The organism is Amycolatopsis sp. ATCC 39116 (assembly GCF_000231075.2).
Lineage (GTDB): Bacteria > Actinomycetota > Actinomycetes > Mycobacteriales > Pseudonocardiaceae > Amycolatopsis_E > Amycolatopsis_E tucumanensis.
In genome coordinates this window covers 87,229-104,089 of record NZ_AFWY03000004.1, presented here as the reverse complement: position 1 = coordinate 104,089, position 16,861 = coordinate 87,229, and the positions used below count along the sequence as shown (strand labels likewise).

Genomic DNA, 16,861 nt, shown 5'->3' with positions numbered 1-16,861 from the left:
CCCCAAATGATTCGAACTGCAATAATGCTAGTCAGAACTATCACAGTTCGGAACACCGTCGCTAGACTCGGGATCATGGTGGACGCCGGGATCGACCGCGACGTGTGCAAACTCGTGCACGAGTTCGCGCGACGGCTGGACGTGCACGTGCGGCGGGTCGGCGAGGAGGTCGGCCTGACCCCGACGCAGGTCGTCGCCCTGCGCGAGTTGTCGGAGCCGATCACGGCGCGGGAGCTGGCGAGCCGGATGTCGTGCGAGGCCTCGAACGCGACGTTCGTCGTCGACCGGCTCGAGGAGCAGGGCCTGGTGCAGCGCAGGCCGCACCCGACCGACCGGCGGGCCAAGGAGATCGTGCTGACGGCCGCCGGGCGTGACGCGCGGGCCGGCGTGCTCGACCGCCTCGACCGCGCGTCGCCGCTGGTCTCACTCGGCCGGGAGCAGCAGGAGCAGCTGGTCGAGTTGCTGCGCGAGCTCGTCGGGCCTCAGGGGCGGTAGTACGCCTCGGTGCCGCGGTCGACCGGCACGATCGCCTTGCCAAGGGGCATCAGCGAAACCGGGATCAGTTTGAAGTTCGCCAGCCCGAGCGGGATCCCGATGATCGTGACGCACAGGGCGATCCCGGTGAGGACGTGTCCGATGGCGAGCCAGATGCCCGCGAAGATGATCCAGATGACGTTGCCGATCAGGGACCCGACACCGGCGCCGCGGCGGTCGACGATCGTGCGGCCGAACGGCCACAGCGCGTAGTTCGCGATGCGGAACGACGCGATGCCGAACGGGATCGTGATGATCAGGATGCAGCAGACGATCCCCGCCACCACGTACGCGAGAGCCATCCAGAAGCCGGCGAAGACCAGCCAGATCAGGTTCAGGATGATGCGCATCAGGCGTGCAGCTCCCCACTGACTACGGTGACGGCCTGTCCGGACAGCGTCACCCGATCCCCGTTCACCAGGACCCGGACGATCCCGCCGCGTTCCGACGCCTGCTCGCCGACGAGCTTGACCCGCCCCAGTTTCTCCGCCCAGAACGGCGCCAGCAGGCAGTGCGCCGATCCGGTCACCGGGTCCTCCGGCACGCCGACGGCGGGCCCGAAGACGCGGCTGACGAAGTCCACGTCGTCCCGGTCGCCGGGCGCGGTGACGATCACGCAGCGCGCGTCCCACCCCGCGATGACGTCGAGGTCCGGCTTCAGCTCGCGGACCTGGGCGGCGTCGGTGGCCTCGACCAGGATGTCCCACTTGCCGCGGGCGACGCCCGCGATCGTCACGCCCGGCAACGCGTCCAGGACGTCGTCGTCGGCGGCGCGTGGCGGGTCGTTCGGGAAGTCCATGCTGACCCACCCGTCGGCGGCGCGGGTGCGCAGCTCGCCGCTGCGGGTGGTGAACACCTGCTCGCCGCCGAGGACGTGCCCGGCGGCGAGGGTGGCGTGCCCGCACAGGTCGACCTCGACCGTCGGCGTGAACCAGCGCAGCGGCTTCGGGCCGTCGCCGGTGACCTCGACGAACGCCGTCTCCGAGTGCCGCAGCTCAGCGGCCACCGACTGCATCCACGCCGGGTCGGCAGGCTCGTCGAGCAGCACCACTCCGGCCGGGTTGCCCGCGAACGGGGTGCCGGTGAACGAGTCGACGATCGAGAGCCGCATGCCACCCACTCTAGGGGGTGTCCGGGATGAGCCGGGATTTCTAAACTCGGTCACAGTCAGTGTCGACAGCGTCCGAGGAGGCGTCATGCCAGCCGTGCCGAGTTATGCGTCGGGTATCTCCGAGGTGCCCTTGCTGGGTGACACGATCGGTGACAACTTCGACCGGACCGTGGCCGCGTTCGGCGACCGGGACGCGCTGGTGGAGTACGCGTCGGGCCGCCGGTGGACCTACCGTGAGCTGGCCGCCGAGGTCGACGCGCTGGCCGCCGGGCTGGCCGGGCGCGGCATCGGCAAGGGCGACCGGGTGGGGATCTGGTCGCCGAACTGTGCCGAGTGGACGTTCCTGCAGTACGCGACGGCGAAGATCGGCGTGGTGCTGGTCAACATCAACCCCGCCTACCGGTCGCACGAGCTGGAGTTCGTGCTGAACCAGGCCGGGGTGAAGATGCTGGTCGCGGCCCGCACGTTCAAGACGTCCGACTACGCGGCGATGATCGAGGAGGTCCGGCCGCGGTGCGCCGCGCTGGAGCAGGTGGTGCTGCTGGGCTCGGACGAGTGGTCGGAGTTGATGGAGTCCGGGCGGGGCAAGGCGTTGCCCGAGGTCGGCCTGTCCGCCGACGACCCGATCAACATCCAGTACACCTCGGGCACGACGGGCTTCCCGAAGGGCGCGACCCTGTCGCACCACAACATCCTCAACAACGGCTTCTTCGTCGGCGAGCTGTGCCACTACACCGAGGCGGACCGGGTGTGCATCCCGGTGCCGTTCTACCACTGCTTCGGGATGGTGATGGGCAACCTCGCGGCCACCACCCACGGGGCGTGCATGGTGATCCCGGCGCCGTCGTTCGAGCCGAAGGCCACGCTGCAGGCGGTGGAGGCGGAGCGGTGCACGTCCTTGTACGGGGTGCCCACGATGTTCATCGCCGAGCTGGCCGAGCCCGGCTTCGAGGACTACGACCTGAGCAGCCTGCGAACCGGCATCATGGCCGGCTCGCCCTGCCCGGTCGAGGTGATGAAGCAGGTCATCGAGCGGATGGGCATGGCCGAGGTGTCCATTTGCTATGGCATGACGGAAACCTCTCCGGTGTCCACGCAGACCCGGTCGGACGACTCGATCGAGCGGCGGGTGTCGACCGTCGGACGGGTCGGGCCGCACCTGGAGGTCAAGATCGTCGACCCGGAGACCGGGCTGACGGTGCCGCGCGGCGAGCCGGGCGAGCTGTGCACCCGGGGCTACTCGGTGATGCTCGGGTACTGGGACCAGCCGGACAAGACGGCCGAGGTGATCGACAAGGCGAGGTGGATGCACACCGGCGACCTCGGCGTGATGGACGACGAGGGCTACATTCAGATCACCGGGCGCATCAAGGACATGGTCATCCGCGGTGGCGAGAACATCTACCCCCGGGAGATCGAGGAATTCCTCTACACGCACCCGGATGTGCTGGACGCCCAGGTGATCGGCGTGCCGGACCAGCGCTACGGCGAAGAGCTGATGGCGTGGATCCGGATGCGCGAAGGAGCCCAGCCACTGACGGCGGAGTCGCTGCGGGAGTTCTGCACGGGGAAGCTGGCGCATTACAAGATCCCGAAGTACGTGCACATCGTGGACGAGTTCCCGATGACCGTGACCGGCAAGGTCAGGAAGGTCGAAATGCGAGAGAAGGCACTGAAGATCCTCGACCTGAAATAAAAAACCGCCACCCGGCAACGCAAAGCAGGCGACTACCCCAACCAGACCTCCCCCGCCCCCGATCCACAGCCTGCTTTTAGTCGCCGATCAGCGGGGTCAAGGTACTCTTTCCCGCCTTGACGCCGCTGCTCGGCGACTGAAACTGGGGTTGCCCCGTTGTGGTGGACGGGTTTGGTAGGGCGGTCAGGTTGTGGTTGTTTCGTAGGTTGCTGGGCTGTGGTAGTTGAGGCTGGAGTGGCGGCGGTGGGTGTTGTACCAGCCTTCGATCCAGGTGAAGAGGGCGTGGTGGGCGGTGGCTCGGGTGGGCCAGGTGTGGTGGTGGAGTAGTTCGGTTTTGAGGGTGGCGAAGAAGGATTCGGCGACGGCGTTGTCCCAGCATTGTCCGCGGCGTCCGACGGAGAGGCGGATTCCGGCTTGGCGGGCGGTGTGGGCGTATTGCTGTGAGGTGTATTGGCAGCCGCGGTCGGAGTGGAAGATGACTCCGGGTTGGGGGCGGCGTTGGTGGAGGGCGTTGCGCAGGGCTTGATCGGGCAGGTCGGTGTGCAGGTGGTCGGCGGTGGCCCAGCCCACGACCCGGCGGGAGGCCAGGTCGAGGACGGTGGCCAGGTAGAGCCAGCCTTCGCCGGTGGGGATGTAGGTGATGTCGCCGCACCAGCGGGGGGCGCGTCCTGTCCGGCCGGCTTGCTGCATCAGCCGGGCGATGCGTTTGCGGGAGTGCCGGTGCCCTTGGGCGGCCAGTTCGGCCCGGATCCGCGGAGCACCGTAGGTGCCGCGGGAGCGGTCGTGCGCGGCGATGATCTTCTCGGTCAGCGCCATGTCGGTCCGTTGGCGGGTGGATCCGCCGGTGGCGGCGCGGGTGCGGTGGTTGTAGTAGGCGGCGCGGGAGATTCCAAGCAGCTGGCAGGCCCGGGTGACGGTGCCTTGCCTGCGGGCGTTCTCCGCCTCGATGAACGGATACACGTTCACCGGGTCTCCCTCGCGAAGAAAGCCGTCGCCCGCTTCAAAATATCGACATCCCGCTGCAACCGGGCGTTCTCCCGCCGCAACGCCTCCAACTCCGCCTTCTCCGACACCGCATCCCGCTGCGCCTGGTTCTGCGGGTTGGCCTCGGCCTCGGCCTGCGCGATCCACCGCCGCACTGCCGAATCGACCAGATCAAAATCCGTCACCACCTGCGAGATCGTCCGATCACCCCGCCGGCACAACTCCACAATCTCGGCCTTGAACTCCGGCGTGAACTCCCGCCGAGCCCGCCGCGGCTTCTTCTTACCCACAGGCACCATCATGGACATCCTTCCCCAGGAGACGCGACATCCCCTAGCGATCGGTGTCCACCACAACGGGGCAAGACCAAACACACTCAGGCATCGGGGGCGGGGGTGGTCGGAAGGTGACCGTTCGAGCGCCGTGAGGCGCATCCGCCCGCAGGGCGGACTCCCCGCCGCGCGACAGCGCGGCTTTAAAGATCAAAAGAGTCCTCGCCGGACGGGCAGGCTCCGGGATGACCGGGGGTTGGGTGCCTCGTCTCACCTCGGGTGGGTTGTCGCCGGGTGGTCATCCCGTCGCCTTCCGGTTTGTGCATATCACCTTGAGCCAGGGCCGCAAGGTTGGCATGTTCGGCTGCCGGTTGGCGGCCTGGGTTGCGGCCCTGGCTCAAGGTGATCGTTGCGTGTCAGGCGACGGGATGACCACCCAGCTCGGGTTTGTTCAAAGCCTTGCGCTGCGCGCTTTAGCTCACTGCGTTTGCCAGTGCTTTGGCGTCTTCTTCGCCGAACGTTTCTTCCAGTTGCTCGGGGGAGTAGTCGAGGTCGATCTGGCCCACCGGAACGCCCCGTGCCGATTCGATGGCGCCTAGGCGGCGTTGTGCCCGGTCGGCCGCGTACTCGATGAACTCCTGCGGGTCGTTGTCGAACGGGCGCGGTTCTTCGAACTGGTCCTGCACCCATTGGATCATCCCGAGCGCGTGCGGCAGCAGTTCGCCCATGCGCTGCTGGACCGCGTCCCACAGGGAATCGTCGGCCGCGATGTGTCGTCGGCAGGTGAAGGTGCCCCACGCCATGTGGCGACGTTCGTCGTCGCCGATGTGCTTCACCAGTTGCTGCATGCCGGGCAGGATGCCGCGCGTGGTGCAGACCTTTTGCCACGCGTAGTAGCCCGTCAGCGCCAGGCTGCCTTCGATCACGTGGTTGTAGGTGACGCTCGCGCGGATCTGGTTCAGCGGGCTCGGGTCGTGCTCCAGCACGGCGAGCGACTCCGGCAGCTCCTCGTAGAACAGCTTGCGGTAGTGCGGGTTCTCACTCACGTACGAGGTCAGGTCCTCCGTCAGCCCCACCGCGTCCATCCACCGGCGGAAGACCTCCGTGTGCTTGGCCTCCTCGAAGCAGAACTGGGTCAGGTACATCTCGTCGCCGAACCGGCCCTCGGCGGCCATCGCCTTCATGAACGGCTGGATGTCCTCCGTCACCGCCTCCTCGCCGGCGATGAACTGCGCGCACAGGTACGTCGACGACCGGCGCTCCTCGTCGGTGAGGGTCTGCCAGTCCTCGGCGTCCTTGCTGAAGTCGATGTCGGCCGGGTTCCAGAACTTCCGGTTCCCCTTCACGAACAGGCGCAACGGGAACGAATCCCAGTTCAGCCCGCCCCGGCGCAGCGAGGCGAATCCGGTGCGGTGCGCGGGCAGGGTTCCAGTCATGTCGCTCACTCCATTGTGGACGAGTAGTGGGTGATGGCCGGTGCGAGCGCGGCGCAGACCAGGTCGGCCGCCTCGGCCGCGGAATGGGTCGGCAGCACCAGGTGGCTCAACGAGAGCCGCACCGCGGTCTCGGCGAGCAAGTTCGCGGCCTCGGTGCTGAGGGTGGGCAGGAACTGGCGGTAGTGCGTCGCGGCGGTGGCCATCGCCGCGGACAGCACCGGCTCACCCCGGGTGGTGAGCAGCGGCAGCAGGTCCTCGCCCTGGGGCGTGCCCAGCGCGGAGGCGACCAGGCGGTTCTCCCTGGCGTGTTCGATCGTGTAGGTGACGGCGCCCCGGATGCCGGTCAGCAGATCGGGCGCCGACGCGAACCGCTGGTGGATGCCGTCCAGGAACTCGCCCGTGGTGCGCAGGACGACCGCCTGCACGAGCGCGTTCTTGTTGCCGAACTCGTTGTAGACCGTCTGACGGCTGACCCCCGCCGCCGACGCCACGTCCGCCATCCGCAGGGCCGCGTAGCCCCGCGCCGCCAGGATGTCGGCCGCCGCGTCGAGCAGGGTCTCCCGGAGCGAAGTCCTGGTCCGCTCCACGAACGAGTCGGTGATCTCAGTCACAAGAACAGCTTGACACACGTTGTTCTGGTGTCAAGGAAGTTGACCCGAACGGCGTCAATGTAAAGCGCTTGTGAGACGCGGCCCGGAACTGTCGGTGGGTCCGGCTACCGTGGCTGTCGTGGGAACAGCCGTCGGATTCGACCTGGACATGACGCTCATCGATCCACGGCCGGGCATGGTCGCGGTGATGAACGCGCTCGGCGAGGAGGCGGGCCTTCCGCTGGACGGTGAGCACTTCGCCGCCAACCTCGGCCCGCCGCTGGACATGGTGCTGCGTGACTTCGGCGCGCCCGAAGACCGCATCGGCGCGCTCGTCGACCGGTTCCGCCAGCTGTACCCGGAGATCGTGATCCCGGAGACCGTCGCCCTGCCCGGCGCGCACGAGGCGCTCGCCGCGGTGCACGAGGCCGGCGGTCGCACGGTCGTCGTCACCGGCAAGTACGGCCCGAACGCGGCGCTGCACGTGAAGGCGCTCGGCCTCGCCGTCGACGTGCTCGTGGGCGAGCTGTGGTCGGACGGCAAGGCGGTGGCGCTGCGCGAGCACGGCGCGACGATCTACGCCGGTGATCACCTCGGTGACGTGCGGGGTGCGCTGGCGGCCGGTGCGGTGCCGGTGGGTGTGACGACGGGCCCCTGCACCCGCGATGAGTTGCTGGCGGCGGGGGCCGAGGTGGTCTTCGAGAGCCTGGCGGAGTTCCCGGCCTGGCTCAGCCGGCAGCCGCTTTCCGGTGCTCGCGAACCAGTGAGATGAGCGACAGGGCGATGCCGAGGGGAGTGGCCACCCCGGCGACGGCGCTCAGCCACACCGGGAGGTCCCGCAGGCCGAACGCGAACAGGACGAACACAGCCAGCACGGCCAGCACGCCGACGGCGAACACACCGATCCCGAGCCGCATGAGGAACGGCTTGCGCGGGGAAGTCTTGGCCGGAGTATCCATGGCACAAGGTTAGAACCCATATCTTCTTCACCGGAGGGCGCATACCGGGATAGGCTGGCGGATACGCGTCCTGGGTACGCCCAGGGCGCGTTCGTCGTGCAGGGCGGTCACGTGCCGCCGGTACGCGAGATGACTTACTCAGAGCGAAGGAACGGTGAGGGCAGTGCCGACCGGCAAGGTCAAGTGGTACGACGCGGAGAAGGGGTTCGGTTTCGTCACCCAGGACGGCGGCCAGGACGTCTACATCCGCAAGACCGCGCTCCCCCAAGGGGTCGAGGCACTCAAGGCAGGCCAGCGGCTGGAGTTCGGCGTCGCCGACGGCCGTCGTGGCCCGCAGGCCCTGTCCGTTCGGCTGATCGACAGCCTGCCCTCGGTCGCCGAAGCGCGCCGCCGCCCGGCGGAGGAGCTGCACGGCCTGATCGAGGACATGATCAAGCTGCTCGAGATGAAGGTGCAGCCGGACCTGCGCCGCGGCCGCTACCCCGACCGCAAGAACACCAAGCGGATCGCGGAAGTGATGCGCGCGGTGGCCCGCGACCTCGACCCGTAAGCCGGGTCACAGAGGGAGCCGCCGGCCACCACACAACCGCACCCGGCAACGCAAGCTGCTCACCTCACGAGCCACCCCTCTCCCGCAACCCGATCCCCAGCCAAATCGGTTGCCGAGCCACCGGGTCAAGGCACGCTTTCCCGCCTTGACGCGGTGTCTCGGCAACCGAACACTGAAAGATCGGGTTCGGGAGGGCACCAAAGATCCGGGCGTAGCGAAGCGAAGCCCGGCGCCCGAGAAACCCGCGTAGCGGCTACGAACCCGGCTCAACCTGAAGAGACCAGAAAGCCCGCGCCACCAACTGCGGATTCCCGTTCTCATCGAGAATCGGATTCCCAGCCTGATCAGCCGCGTAGGCAGCCCCGAGCTGCTGCACCTCGACCACCACCAGCTGGTCGTCCGGCGCGGCTCCGGTGGCCGTGTAGGCCAGCTTGTCCCCGGGCGAGAAGAACTGCTGCTTCACCGGCTGCAGTTCGCCCTTGGCGTTGGCGTACTGGACGTTCACCAGCCAGGGCGTGTCGCCGATCTCGGACGGCACGGAGATCTGCACCGGCTTGCCCGGGCGCACCTTCAGCCTCACGGCGGCGTCCGGGTTCTCCGAGCACGACTTCAACAGCGCGTCGCAGTTCACGATCGGCTCGGCGTTGACCGTGTGGCCGTCGCCGAAGAACGTGACCTCGGGCGGGCCGACCGTGGCGGAGCACCCGGTCAGCGCCAGCGCCCCGGCCGACAGCAACAGCAAAGTTCGCCGCATGCCGGAAACCCTACGGGTCGGCTCACTGCACGCGCGGAGCGGCCCCGTTGCCGGTCCGCGCCGGCCTGCGGTCCCGCCTGCTGCCCAGCCCCGGCAGGAGCGACGAGCCCCGCTCCAGCAGGAACGTCTGCGCCAGCCCCACCGCCAGCAGGATCGACACCACCAGGAACCCGATCCAGTACGTCGGCGGCAGCAGCAGCCCGATCGCGCCGCCGAACACCCACGCCAGCTGCAGCACCGTCTCCGACCGGCCGAACGCCGACGCCCGCGACTCCTCCGGCAGGTCGCGCTGGATCACCGCGTCGAGGCTGATCTTCGCCAGCGCGCTGGCCGTCGCGCCGACGAGACCGACGATCGCGGCCGTGACGATCCCGGCCATGACCGCCGCGAGGATCGTCGAGGCCAGCGCCGCGCCCACGCAGCCGAGGACGACCTGGCTGGGGTGCCCGAAACTCAGCCGCGACCCCAGCGCGTTGCCGACGAACCCGCCGACCCCGGCCGCGCCGCCGATCAGGCCGAGCAGCAGCAGCTGCATGAACGGGGTCTGCCCGGTCTGTTCCGCCTGCGCTTTCACCGCGAAGGCGGCGAACATCATCAGGAACCCGGTGAGGATGCGGATGGTCCCGTTGCCCCACAGGGCGAGCACCACGTCGCTGCCGAGCGGCTGTCGTTTCTTCTTCTTCGCCGGGTGGGCCTTGAGCGTCGCCGGGACCTCGCCCTCGGTCACCTCGACCCACGCCGGGATCCGCATCGCCTGCACGGCGCCCGCCGCGCAGATCAACGCGGTGAACCACAGGGCGCCCGCGGACCCGAACAGCGCGTTAACGCCGGAGGCGATGGCGCCGAACACACCACCCGCCGCGAGCCCGAACACCGTCAGCCGCGCGTTGGTCTTGGACAACGTGATGTCCGGCGGCACCACCCGCGGGGTGACCGCCGACTTCAGCACCGTGAACGACTTGGACAGCACCATCTTCCCGAGCGCGGCGGGGTAGAGGCCCCAGTCGTTGAAGTGCAGCGCCATCAGCACGGCCATCAGCACCTGGCCGACCGAGGTGAGGCACATCGCCAGCCTGCGGCCGCGCTGGATCCGGTCCAGCAGCGGGCCGATGACCGGCGCGACGAGCGCGAACGGCGCGATGGTGATCAGCAGGTACAGCGCGACCTTGCCGCGGCCCTCGCCGCTGGTGGCCGCGAAGAACAGGGTGTTGGCCAGCGCGATGGCCATCGCCGCGTCGCTGGCGTAGTTCAGCATCACCGCGTACGTCAGTGAGGTGAGGCCGGACTTGTCGGCGCCGTCGGCCTTCGTCGCGCGCTGGAACATGCCGACCGCGCGGCCGCCCAGCTCGCGGCTGCGCAGCGCGGCGACGCGGGTGACGGTCAGCTTCTTCGGCATCCGGGGCAGCGGCCCGGCGGTCGCCTCCGTGCGGTGCTCCGCGGCCGGCTCCGGCTCTGGGCGCGCGCTGTTGTCCGCGTACCCGTCGGTGTTGTAGTGCTCGTAGAGCGGCTCGGTGCGGCGGGGCGGCGGCTCGCTGTGCCACGGCCGCTGCTGCGGCGGCGGGCCCTGTCGCGGCGGGTACGGCCGCGCGCCACGCGGCGGTGGCGGCGGGGGTGTGCGCCCGCCTGCCGGGAACGCGCTCGTCGGCGCCTCGTCCGCGTTCGGCACCGCGGCCGACTCCGGGTAGAAGCGCCCCTGGGCGCGCCACGGCTGCCCGGCACCCGGTGCCGGTGTCCACTTCCGTTTGCGCCCCACACGTCAATCTTGCCGTATTCCTGGGCCGACGCGCTCGGTGATCAGGAAGCGGGCACGAATTTCACCCGGAACATCACCGGCCAGAGCTTCCCGGTGATCAGGAACTCGTCCGTGCCGGGGACCGCGGCGATGCCGTTGAGCACGTCCGCGGCCGATGCCTGGGCCGGGGTGAGCAGCCCGGCCGCGGTGATCTGCCCGGTCACCTCGCCGGTCGCCGGGTCGATCCGCAGGATCCGGTCGGTCTGCCACACGTTCGCGTACACCGCGCCGCCGGCGCACTCCAGCTCGTTGAGCTGCGAAAAGGTCTGCTCGCCGTAGTGCACGGTGACCTCGCCGGTCACCGCGAACGTCGCCGGGTCGCGGAAGGTGAGCCGGTCGGAGCCGTCGCTCATCACCAGACGGCCGCCGTCGTGGCACAGCCCCCAGCCCTCGCCGTCGTAGGGCACCCGCCGCAGCTCGGCGAGCGTCCGCGCGTCCCGCTCGATCGCGACGCCGTTCTGCCAGGTCAGCTGCCACAGGGTCGGCCCGGTGACGGTGATGCCCTCGCCGAACAGCGGCGCGGGCAGGTCCACGCGCGTGGTGGGCGGCTGCCCGGGCGCGCCCGCCCGCACGGACGACTGCCCGACCAGCCCGGTGCCCTCGTACAGGGTGGCGCCGGAGAACTCGAGGCCCTGCGTGAACGCCGCCGGATCGTGCGGCAGCGTCTCCAGCACTTGCACCGTGAGCTGCGGAACCGCAGCCGGCGCGGGCGGTGCGGCCGCCGCGCAGCCCGCGAGCGCGACGACCGTGGCGAGGGTCAAGGTGATCAGGGTGCGCACGCCTCCACCCTGACACGGCGGCCGGAGGCGCGCGGGGCACAATTGGGGTATGACGCTGCTGCTCACCCTGGACGACGGCTCCGTGGAGCGCGCTCTCGCCGAGGCAGTCGACCTCGCGCGCGAGGCCGCGGTCGAAGAGGCGGGGGCCGAGCAGGTCGGGGCGCACGTCGGCGTGTCGCGTGAGGACGCGGTGTCGGCGAGCCACCTCTTCGAGGCCAACGTGCCCGGCTACCGCGGCTGGCGCTGGTCGGTGATCGTCGCGAGCGCGGGCGCGGACGCCCCGGTGACGGTCAGCGAGGTCGTGCTCGTGCCGGGCCCGGACGCCCTGATCGCCCCGCAGTGGGTGCCGTGGGAGCGCCGCGTGCGGGCGGGCGACCTCGGCGTCGGCGACATCCTCCCGCCGGACAAGGACGACCCGCGACTGGTCCCGGCGTATCTCCAGTCCGACGACCCGGCGGTCGAGGAGGTCGCGCACGAGGCCGGGCTCGGCCGGGTGCACGTCCTGTCCCGCTTCGGCCGCGAGGAGGCCGCCACCCGGTGGCACCGCGGCGAGTTCGGGCCGCGGTCGGACATGGCGCGCAGCGCGCCGGCCCACTGCGGCACGTGCGGCTTCTACCTCCCGCTGGCCGGTTCGCTGCGCGCCGCCTTCGGGGTGTGCGGCAACGAGATCGCCCCGGCGGACGGCAATGTCGTGCACGCCGAGTACGGCTGCGGCGCGCACTCCGAGGTCGAGGTCGAGGTGACCTCGTCGGTGCCGGTCGCCGAGCTGGTCTACGACGACTCGCTGCTGGACATGGAGCCGGTCGAGGAGCCGAAGACCGAGACGGGCGCGACCCCGGACGCCGAGACGGTGAGTGAGTCAGCTGAGTGATCCGTTCGGCACCGAGGCGCTGCGGGCCTCGGTGCTGCGGGCCTGGCGGGACTCGCCGACCCGGTTCACCGAAGACACCAACGCCGAGACCGACCTGCGGGTCGGCGGCTACCGCGACCGGCTGTTCGTCGAGCTGGCGCAGAACGCGGCCGACGCCGCCGCGCTCGCCGGCACTCCCGGCACGCTGCGGGTGTCCGTGGCAGGCGACGAGCTCCGCGTCGCCAACACCGGCGCGCCGCTCGATGCCGCCGGCGTGGCGTCGCTGGCTTCGCTGCGGGCGTCGGCCAAGCAGGGCGACACCGTGGGCCAGTTCGGCGTCGGTTTCGCGGCGGTGCTCGCGGTCAGCAGCGAACCGCGGGTGATCTCGCGGACCGGCGGCGTCGCGTTCTCCGAGTCCCGCACCAGGGAGGTCGCCGGGCGCGACGGCGCGGTGCCGGTGCTGCGCCTGCCGTGGCCGGTGGACGAGGACCTGCCCGACGGCTTCGACACCGAGGTCCGGCTGCCCCTGCGCGAGGGCGTGGACGCGGACGAGCTGCTGGCCCGCCTGCGGGACGAAGCCGAGGACCTGCTGCTGTCCCTGCCCTGGCTGGCCCGGATCGAGGCGCCCGGCGCGGAGTGGGCGCGGTCCGAAGTGGATGGTGTGGTGGAGCTGTCCACCCCGTCCGGGACGGTCCGCTGGCTGACCAGGGTCGGCGAGAACGTGGTGTGGGCGAAGCCGGTCGACGGGCGCCTGACCGAGGACGTGCTGCACGCGCCGACGCCCACCGACGAGCGGCTGTCGTTGCCTGCCCGGCTGATCGCGACGGTGCCGCTGGAGCCGTCCCGCCGCCGGGTGCTGCCCGGCGCCGACGAGGCGCTCGCCGCGGCCGCCCGCGAGTACCCGGCCCTGGTGCGCGAGCTCGCGCCGGAGGAACGCCTGGACCTGGTGCCGGAAGCGGGTTTCCCGCTGTCCGAAGTGGACGGCAAGCTGCGTGAGCTGGTCGGCAGGCAGCTCGCGACGCAGGCGTGGCTGCCCGCGGCCGATGGCGACGACCTCGTGCCGTCGAGTGCCCGGGTGCTGTCGGTCGAGTCCCCGCGGCTGCTGGAGCTGCTCGCCGGTGTCGTGCCCGGGCTCGCCGGGATCAGCGGCTACGAGCCTGCGCAGCTCCTCGCGACGGTCGACGCCGACCGGCTCGACGTCGCCGACCTGGTCGACCTGCTGATCGGCGTGGACCGGGACCCGGAGTGGTGGCGCTCGCTGTACGACGCCGTCTTGCCGCTGCTGGACAACCACGAGGTGACCGCGGACGAGCTGGGCGCGTTGCCGGTGCCGCTGGCGGACGGGCGCACGCTGCCCGGTCCGCGCGGCGCGTTGCTGCTCGGCGCGTCCGAGCTTCTCGACCTGCTCGCCGACGCCGACGTGGGCGGGCTGCGGCTGGTCCACCCGGAGGCGGCGCACCCGTTGCTGGAGCGCCTCGGCGCGAAGCAGGCGGAGGCGGCGGACCTGCTCGACGCGCCCGCGCTGCGCGAGGCGATCGACCGCAGCGTGGCCGACGCCGAGTCCGGTTTGGACACCCGTCCGCTCGCGGAAGCCGTGCTACGACTGGTTTCCGACACCTCCGCGGAGGGGCTGGGCGCGCTCGCGTTGCCGTCGGCGGACGGCTGGCGGCGCGCCGACGAGCTGGTGCTGCCGAACTCGCCGCTGCGCGAGGTCTTCGACCCCGAGGTGTTCGAAGAGGACGGTCCGTTCTCCGTGCTGGACGCGGAGTTCGCTGAGCAGTGGCCGACCAGGGTGCTCACCGAACTCGGGGTGCTCGACGAGTTCCTGGTGGCGCCGAACGAGGACGAGCAGCCGGAGATCCGCGACCTCGACCTCGTCGCCGACGACGCCTGGCCGCAGGCGCTGCGGCTGATCGCCGGGCAGCGCGAGACCTGGCAGGCGCTGACGATGCCGGACAGCCCGTCCGCGGCGTGGCTGGAGCGCAACGCGCTGCTGGCCGGCCGCGCGCCCGCCGAGTGGCGGCTGCCGGACGCGGCGAGCCTGACCGGCCTGTACGACCCGGTGCCCGACGTCGGGGTGCGCGCGGACGTGCTGGCCGCCGCCGGGGTCCGATCGGAACTGGCCGTGCGCAACCTCGACGACGCGGCCGACCTGCTCGACCGGCTCGGCGACCCGAACCGCGAGGTCCCGCCGGGCCTGATCCTGCGGGCGCACGCCGTGCTGGCCGCCGCGGACCTGGAGTGGGCCGAGCTGGACGCGCCGGAGCGGGTGCGCACGGTCGACGGGTCCGTGGTCGACGCCGAGCGGACCGCGGTGCTGGACCTGCCGTGGCTGGGTGCGGTGTGGGCGCCGGAACGCCTGGTCGCCGCCTCGCCGGGCGCGGACGTCGCCGCGCTGGCCGAGCTGCTGGACATCCCGCTGCTGTCCGAGCACGCCGATGCCCGGGTCAGCAGCGACGGCGAGTTCGTGCCGTGGGCGGAGATGACCGCGCTGGTCCTGGCCGCGGAGCTGCTGGACATCCCGCTGCCCGAGGGCGGGCTGGTGGTGCACGACGAGTTGACCGTCGAGGTCGACGGAGTCAAGCGCGCCACGCCGTGGTGGGTCGAGAGTGGGACGTTTCACGGGGAACATCACGCGGAGGACTCACCCGAAGGGCTGGCCCGCGCGTTCGCCTGGGCGGCAGGCCGCTGGTCCGAGCGCCACCTGGTGGAAGCCGTGCTGAACGACCCCGCGACGACGACCTACCTGCTCTAGAGACCGGTCTGGGCGCTGCGCGAGCCGTGGCGGCGCGCCCAGCGCTGCCAGCTCATGATGCCCATCCCCATCAGCCCGAGCACCCCGCCGGACAGGCAGGTCCACATCCACACGTCCGCCGGGCCGCCGACGTCGAACAGGCGCAGCGCGCCCAGCACGGCGAACCCGGTGAACCACACGAGTGTGCCGACCACGACGACCGGGTAGAGCACCACCAGCCGCTCGGGTAACTCGGGCACCGGAAGCAACGGACGTTTAACATCCCCGGCGTTGATCGGATCGGCCACGTCAGGAAGGCTACCCGCGGGTCATCCCAGTGGCACCAGGTAAGGCAGGTTGCATGGCTGTGCAGGGCGGCAGGACCGGGCTCGACCGGTTCTTCAAGATCACCGAGCGCGGGTCGACCGTCGGCCGCGAGGTGCGCGGCGGGCTGGTCACCTTCGTCACGATGGCCTACATCGTGGTGCTCAACCCGCTGATCATCGGCAGCTTCTCGGCCCAGGACGCGGGCGCCCACAAGGACCTGTTCGGCAACATCCTGCCGGTCCCGCAGGTGGCGGCCGTGACCGCGCTGATCGCGGGCGTCATGACGATCCTGATGGGCGTCGTGGCGAACTACCCGTTCGCGATGGCCACCGGGCTCGGCATCAACTCGCTGATCGCGGTCAGCGTCGCGCCGCAGATGAGCTGGCCCGCGGCGATGGGCCTGGTGCTGCTCAACGGCCTGATCATCCTGGTGCTGGTGCTCACCGGCGTCCGCACGATGGTGTTCCGCGCCGTGCCGCCCGCGCTGAAGGCCGCGATCGCGGTCGGCATCGGCCTGTTCATCACGCTGATCGGCCTGGTGGACGCCGGTTTCGTGCGACGAATTCCGGACGCGGCGAACACCACCGTCCCGGTCGGGCTGGGCATCGGGGGGTCGATCGCGAGCTGGCCGACGCTGGTGTTCGTGATCGGGCTGCTGATCACCGGTGTCCTGGTGGCGCGGCGGGTCCGCGGCGCGATCCTCATCGGCGTCCTGGTCACGACCGTGATCGCGATCATCCTGGAGGCGCTCGTCAACGCAGGCCCGGCGGGCGGCACCAACCCGAAGGGCTGGAACCTCGGATACCCGGCGCTGCCCGACCAGATCGCCGGCCTGCCGGACCTCTCGCTGCTGGGCAAGGTGAACTTCGACGCGTGGGTGCAGGTCCCGGCCATCACCGCCGCGCTGATCGTGTTCACCCTGATCCTGACCGACTTCTTCGACACCATCGGCACGATGACCGGCCTCGGCAAGGAGGCCGGTCTGCTGGACCGCGACGGCGAGCTGCCCAACACCGGCAAGGCCCTGTTCGTGGACAGCCTCGGCGCGGTCGCCGGCGGTGTCGGCTCGTCCAGCTCCAACACGGTGTTCGTGGAGTCGGCGTCCGGCATCGCCGAGGGCGCGCGGACCGGGCTGGCCAACGTGGTCACCGGGCTGCTGTTCCTCGCCGCCATGTTCTTCACGCCGCTGTACGAGGTGATCCCGGTCGAGGCCGCGGCGCCCGCGCTGGTGGTCGTCGGCGCGCTGATGATCAGCCAGGTGCGGGAGATCGACTTCACCGACTTCAAGATCGCGCTGCCCGCGTTCCTGACGATCGTCGTCATGCCGTTCACCTACTCGATCACCAACGGGATCGGCGTCGGGTTCATCTCCTACGTCGTGATCCAGGCGGTGACCGGCGGGGCGCGCAAGGTGCACCCGCTGCTGTGGGTCATCGCCGTGGCGTTCGTGGCCTACTTCGCGGTCGGGCCGATCCAGGACGCCATCGGCTGAG

At 70.5% G+C, this 16,861-nt stretch carries 18 protein-coding genes; 7 read left to right on the top strand and 11 right to left on the bottom strand.

Annotation, left to right across the window (positions count from 1 at the left end):
* Nucleotides 1-75 precede the first annotated feature (75 nt).
* Nucleotides 76-495 (top strand): MarR family winged helix-turn-helix transcriptional regulator, encoded by a 420-nt coding sequence (locus tag AMY39116_RS0306630; RefSeq protein ID WP_020416914.1) that lies wholly within the window; start codon nt 76-78, stop codon nt 493-495.
* Here the strand turns inward: AMY39116_RS0306630 and AMY39116_RS0306625 are convergent.
* Both AMY39116_RS0306625 and AMY39116_RS0306620 read right to left on the bottom strand, forming a co-directional pair.
* Nucleotides 483-884 carry a YccF domain-containing protein gene (locus tag AMY39116_RS0306625; protein ID WP_020416913.1) on the bottom strand — a complete coding sequence of 134 codons (402 nt, stop codon included), beginning with the start codon at nt 882-884 and terminating at the stop codon, nt 483-485. The two genes, AMY39116_RS0306630 and AMY39116_RS0306625, sit on opposite strands and share 13 nt — an antisense overlap.
* Nucleotides 884-1,645: a PhzF family phenazine biosynthesis protein gene (locus tag AMY39116_RS0306620; RefSeq protein ID WP_020416912.1), complete on the bottom strand. Its 762-nt coding sequence runs from the start codon at nt 1,643-1,645 to the stop codon at nt 884-886. Before AMY39116_RS0306620 ends, AMY39116_RS0306625 begins: the two co-directional genes overlap by 1 nt.
* A gap of 85 nt (nt 1,646-1,730) precedes the next feature.
* Here AMY39116_RS0306620 and AMY39116_RS0306615 point away from each other — a divergent pair, with 85 nt between their 5' ends.
* Nucleotides 1,731-3,341 carry an AMP-binding protein gene (locus AMY39116_RS0306615; protein ID WP_027935697.1) on the top strand — a complete coding sequence of 537 codons (1,611 nt, stop codon included), beginning with the start codon at nt 1,731-1,733 and terminating at the stop codon, nt 3,339-3,341.
* A gap of 183 nt (nt 3,342-3,524) precedes the next feature.
* Here AMY39116_RS0306615 and AMY39116_RS0306610 read toward each other — a convergent pair whose 3' ends face one another.
* From AMY39116_RS0306610 to AMY39116_RS0306595, 4 genes are all read right to left on the bottom strand, one after another.
* Entirely contained in the window at nt 3,525-4,307 is a 783-nt protein-coding gene (locus AMY39116_RS0306610) for an IS3 family transposase (protein ID WP_020416910.1), read from the bottom strand.
* Nucleotides 4,304-4,633, bottom strand: coding sequence for a transposase (locus AMY39116_RS0306605; protein WP_027935696.1), 330 nt, complete (start codon nt 4,631-4,633; stop codon nt 4,304-4,306). Before AMY39116_RS0306605 ends, AMY39116_RS0306610 begins: the two co-directional genes overlap by 4 nt.
* Nucleotides 4,634-5,070: 437 nt before the next feature.
* Entirely contained in the window at nt 5,071-6,033 is a 963-nt protein-coding gene (locus AMY39116_RS0306600; protein ID WP_020416908.1) for a R2-like ligand-binding oxidase, read from the bottom strand.
* 5 nt (nt 6,034-6,038) lie between these two features.
* Nucleotides 6,039-6,644: a TetR/AcrR family transcriptional regulator gene (locus AMY39116_RS0306595; protein ID WP_020416907.1), complete on the bottom strand. Its 606-nt coding sequence runs from the start codon at nt 6,642-6,644 to the stop codon at nt 6,039-6,041.
* A gap of 118 nt (nt 6,645-6,762) precedes the next feature.
* Between AMY39116_RS0306595 and AMY39116_RS0306590 the strand changes: the two genes are divergently transcribed.
* On the top strand, nt 6,763-7,395 hold the full coding sequence (locus AMY39116_RS0306590) for an HAD family hydrolase (RefSeq protein ID WP_020416906.1): 633 nt from the start codon (nt 6,763-6,765) through the stop codon (nt 7,393-7,395).
* On the opposite strand, the gene AMY39116_RS0306585 is transcribed toward AMY39116_RS0306590, so the two are convergent.
* Nucleotides 7,352-7,582, bottom strand: coding sequence for a hypothetical protein (locus AMY39116_RS0306585; RefSeq protein WP_017985245.1), 231 nt, complete (start codon nt 7,580-7,582; stop codon nt 7,352-7,354). The two genes, AMY39116_RS0306590 and AMY39116_RS0306585, sit on opposite strands and share 44 nt — an antisense overlap.
* 163 nt (nt 7,583-7,745) lie before the next feature.
* Here AMY39116_RS0306585 and AMY39116_RS0306580 point away from each other — a divergent pair, with 163 nt between their 5' ends.
* Complete coding sequence (locus AMY39116_RS0306580; RefSeq protein ID WP_017985244.1) at nt 7,746-8,132, top strand: cold-shock protein; 387 nt, start codon at nt 7,746-7,748, stop codon at nt 8,130-8,132.
* Nucleotides 8,133-8,385: 253 nt separating this feature from the next.
* On the opposite strand, the gene AMY39116_RS0306575 is transcribed toward AMY39116_RS0306580, so the two are convergent.
* From AMY39116_RS0306575 to AMY39116_RS0306565, 3 genes are read right to left on the bottom strand one after another with little or no spacing between them, the layout of a single operon-like run.
* A complete protein-coding gene (locus AMY39116_RS0306575) occupies nt 8,386-8,874 on the bottom strand; it encodes a DUF2771 family protein (RefSeq protein WP_020416904.1) in 489 nt (162 codons plus the stop codon).
* Between the two features lie 34 nt (nt 8,875-8,908).
* Complete coding sequence (locus AMY39116_RS0306570; protein ID WP_020416903.1) at nt 8,909-10,639, bottom strand: MFS transporter; 1,731 nt, start codon at nt 10,637-10,639, stop codon at nt 8,909-8,911.
* A 41-nt stretch (nt 10,640-10,680) separates the two neighbouring features.
* A complete protein-coding gene (locus tag AMY39116_RS0306565; protein WP_020416902.1) occupies nt 10,681-11,457 on the bottom strand; it encodes a glutaminyl-peptide cyclotransferase in 777 nt (258 codons plus the stop codon).
* A gap of 49 nt (nt 11,458-11,506) precedes the next feature.
* On the opposite strand from AMY39116_RS0306565, the gene AMY39116_RS0306560 reads away from it, so the two are divergent.
* Nucleotides 11,507-12,328: a DUF3027 domain-containing protein gene (locus AMY39116_RS0306560; protein WP_020416901.1), complete on the top strand. Its 822-nt coding sequence runs from the start codon at nt 11,507-11,509 to the stop codon at nt 12,326-12,328.
* Nucleotides 12,312-15,062 (top strand): sacsin N-terminal ATP-binding-like domain-containing protein, encoded by a 2,751-nt coding sequence (locus AMY39116_RS0306555; RefSeq protein WP_020416900.1) that lies wholly within the window; start codon nt 12,312-12,314, stop codon nt 15,060-15,062. Before AMY39116_RS0306560 ends, AMY39116_RS0306555 begins: the two co-directional genes overlap by 17 nt.
* Here AMY39116_RS0306555 and AMY39116_RS0306550 read toward each other — a convergent pair.
* On the bottom strand, nt 15,059-15,301 hold the full coding sequence (locus AMY39116_RS0306550) for a DUF2530 domain-containing protein (RefSeq protein ID WP_020416899.1): 243 nt from the start codon (nt 15,299-15,301) through the stop codon (nt 15,059-15,061). The genes AMY39116_RS0306555 and AMY39116_RS0306550 overlap by 4 nt on opposite strands.
* 101 nt (nt 15,302-15,402) lie before the next feature.
* Here AMY39116_RS0306550 and AMY39116_RS0306545 point away from each other — a divergent pair, with 101 nt between their 5' ends.
* Entirely contained in the window at nt 15,403-16,860 is a 1,458-nt protein-coding gene (locus AMY39116_RS0306545) for an NCS2 family permease (protein WP_020416898.1), read from the top strand.
* The last annotated feature ends 1 nt before the right edge of the window (nt 16,861 follow it).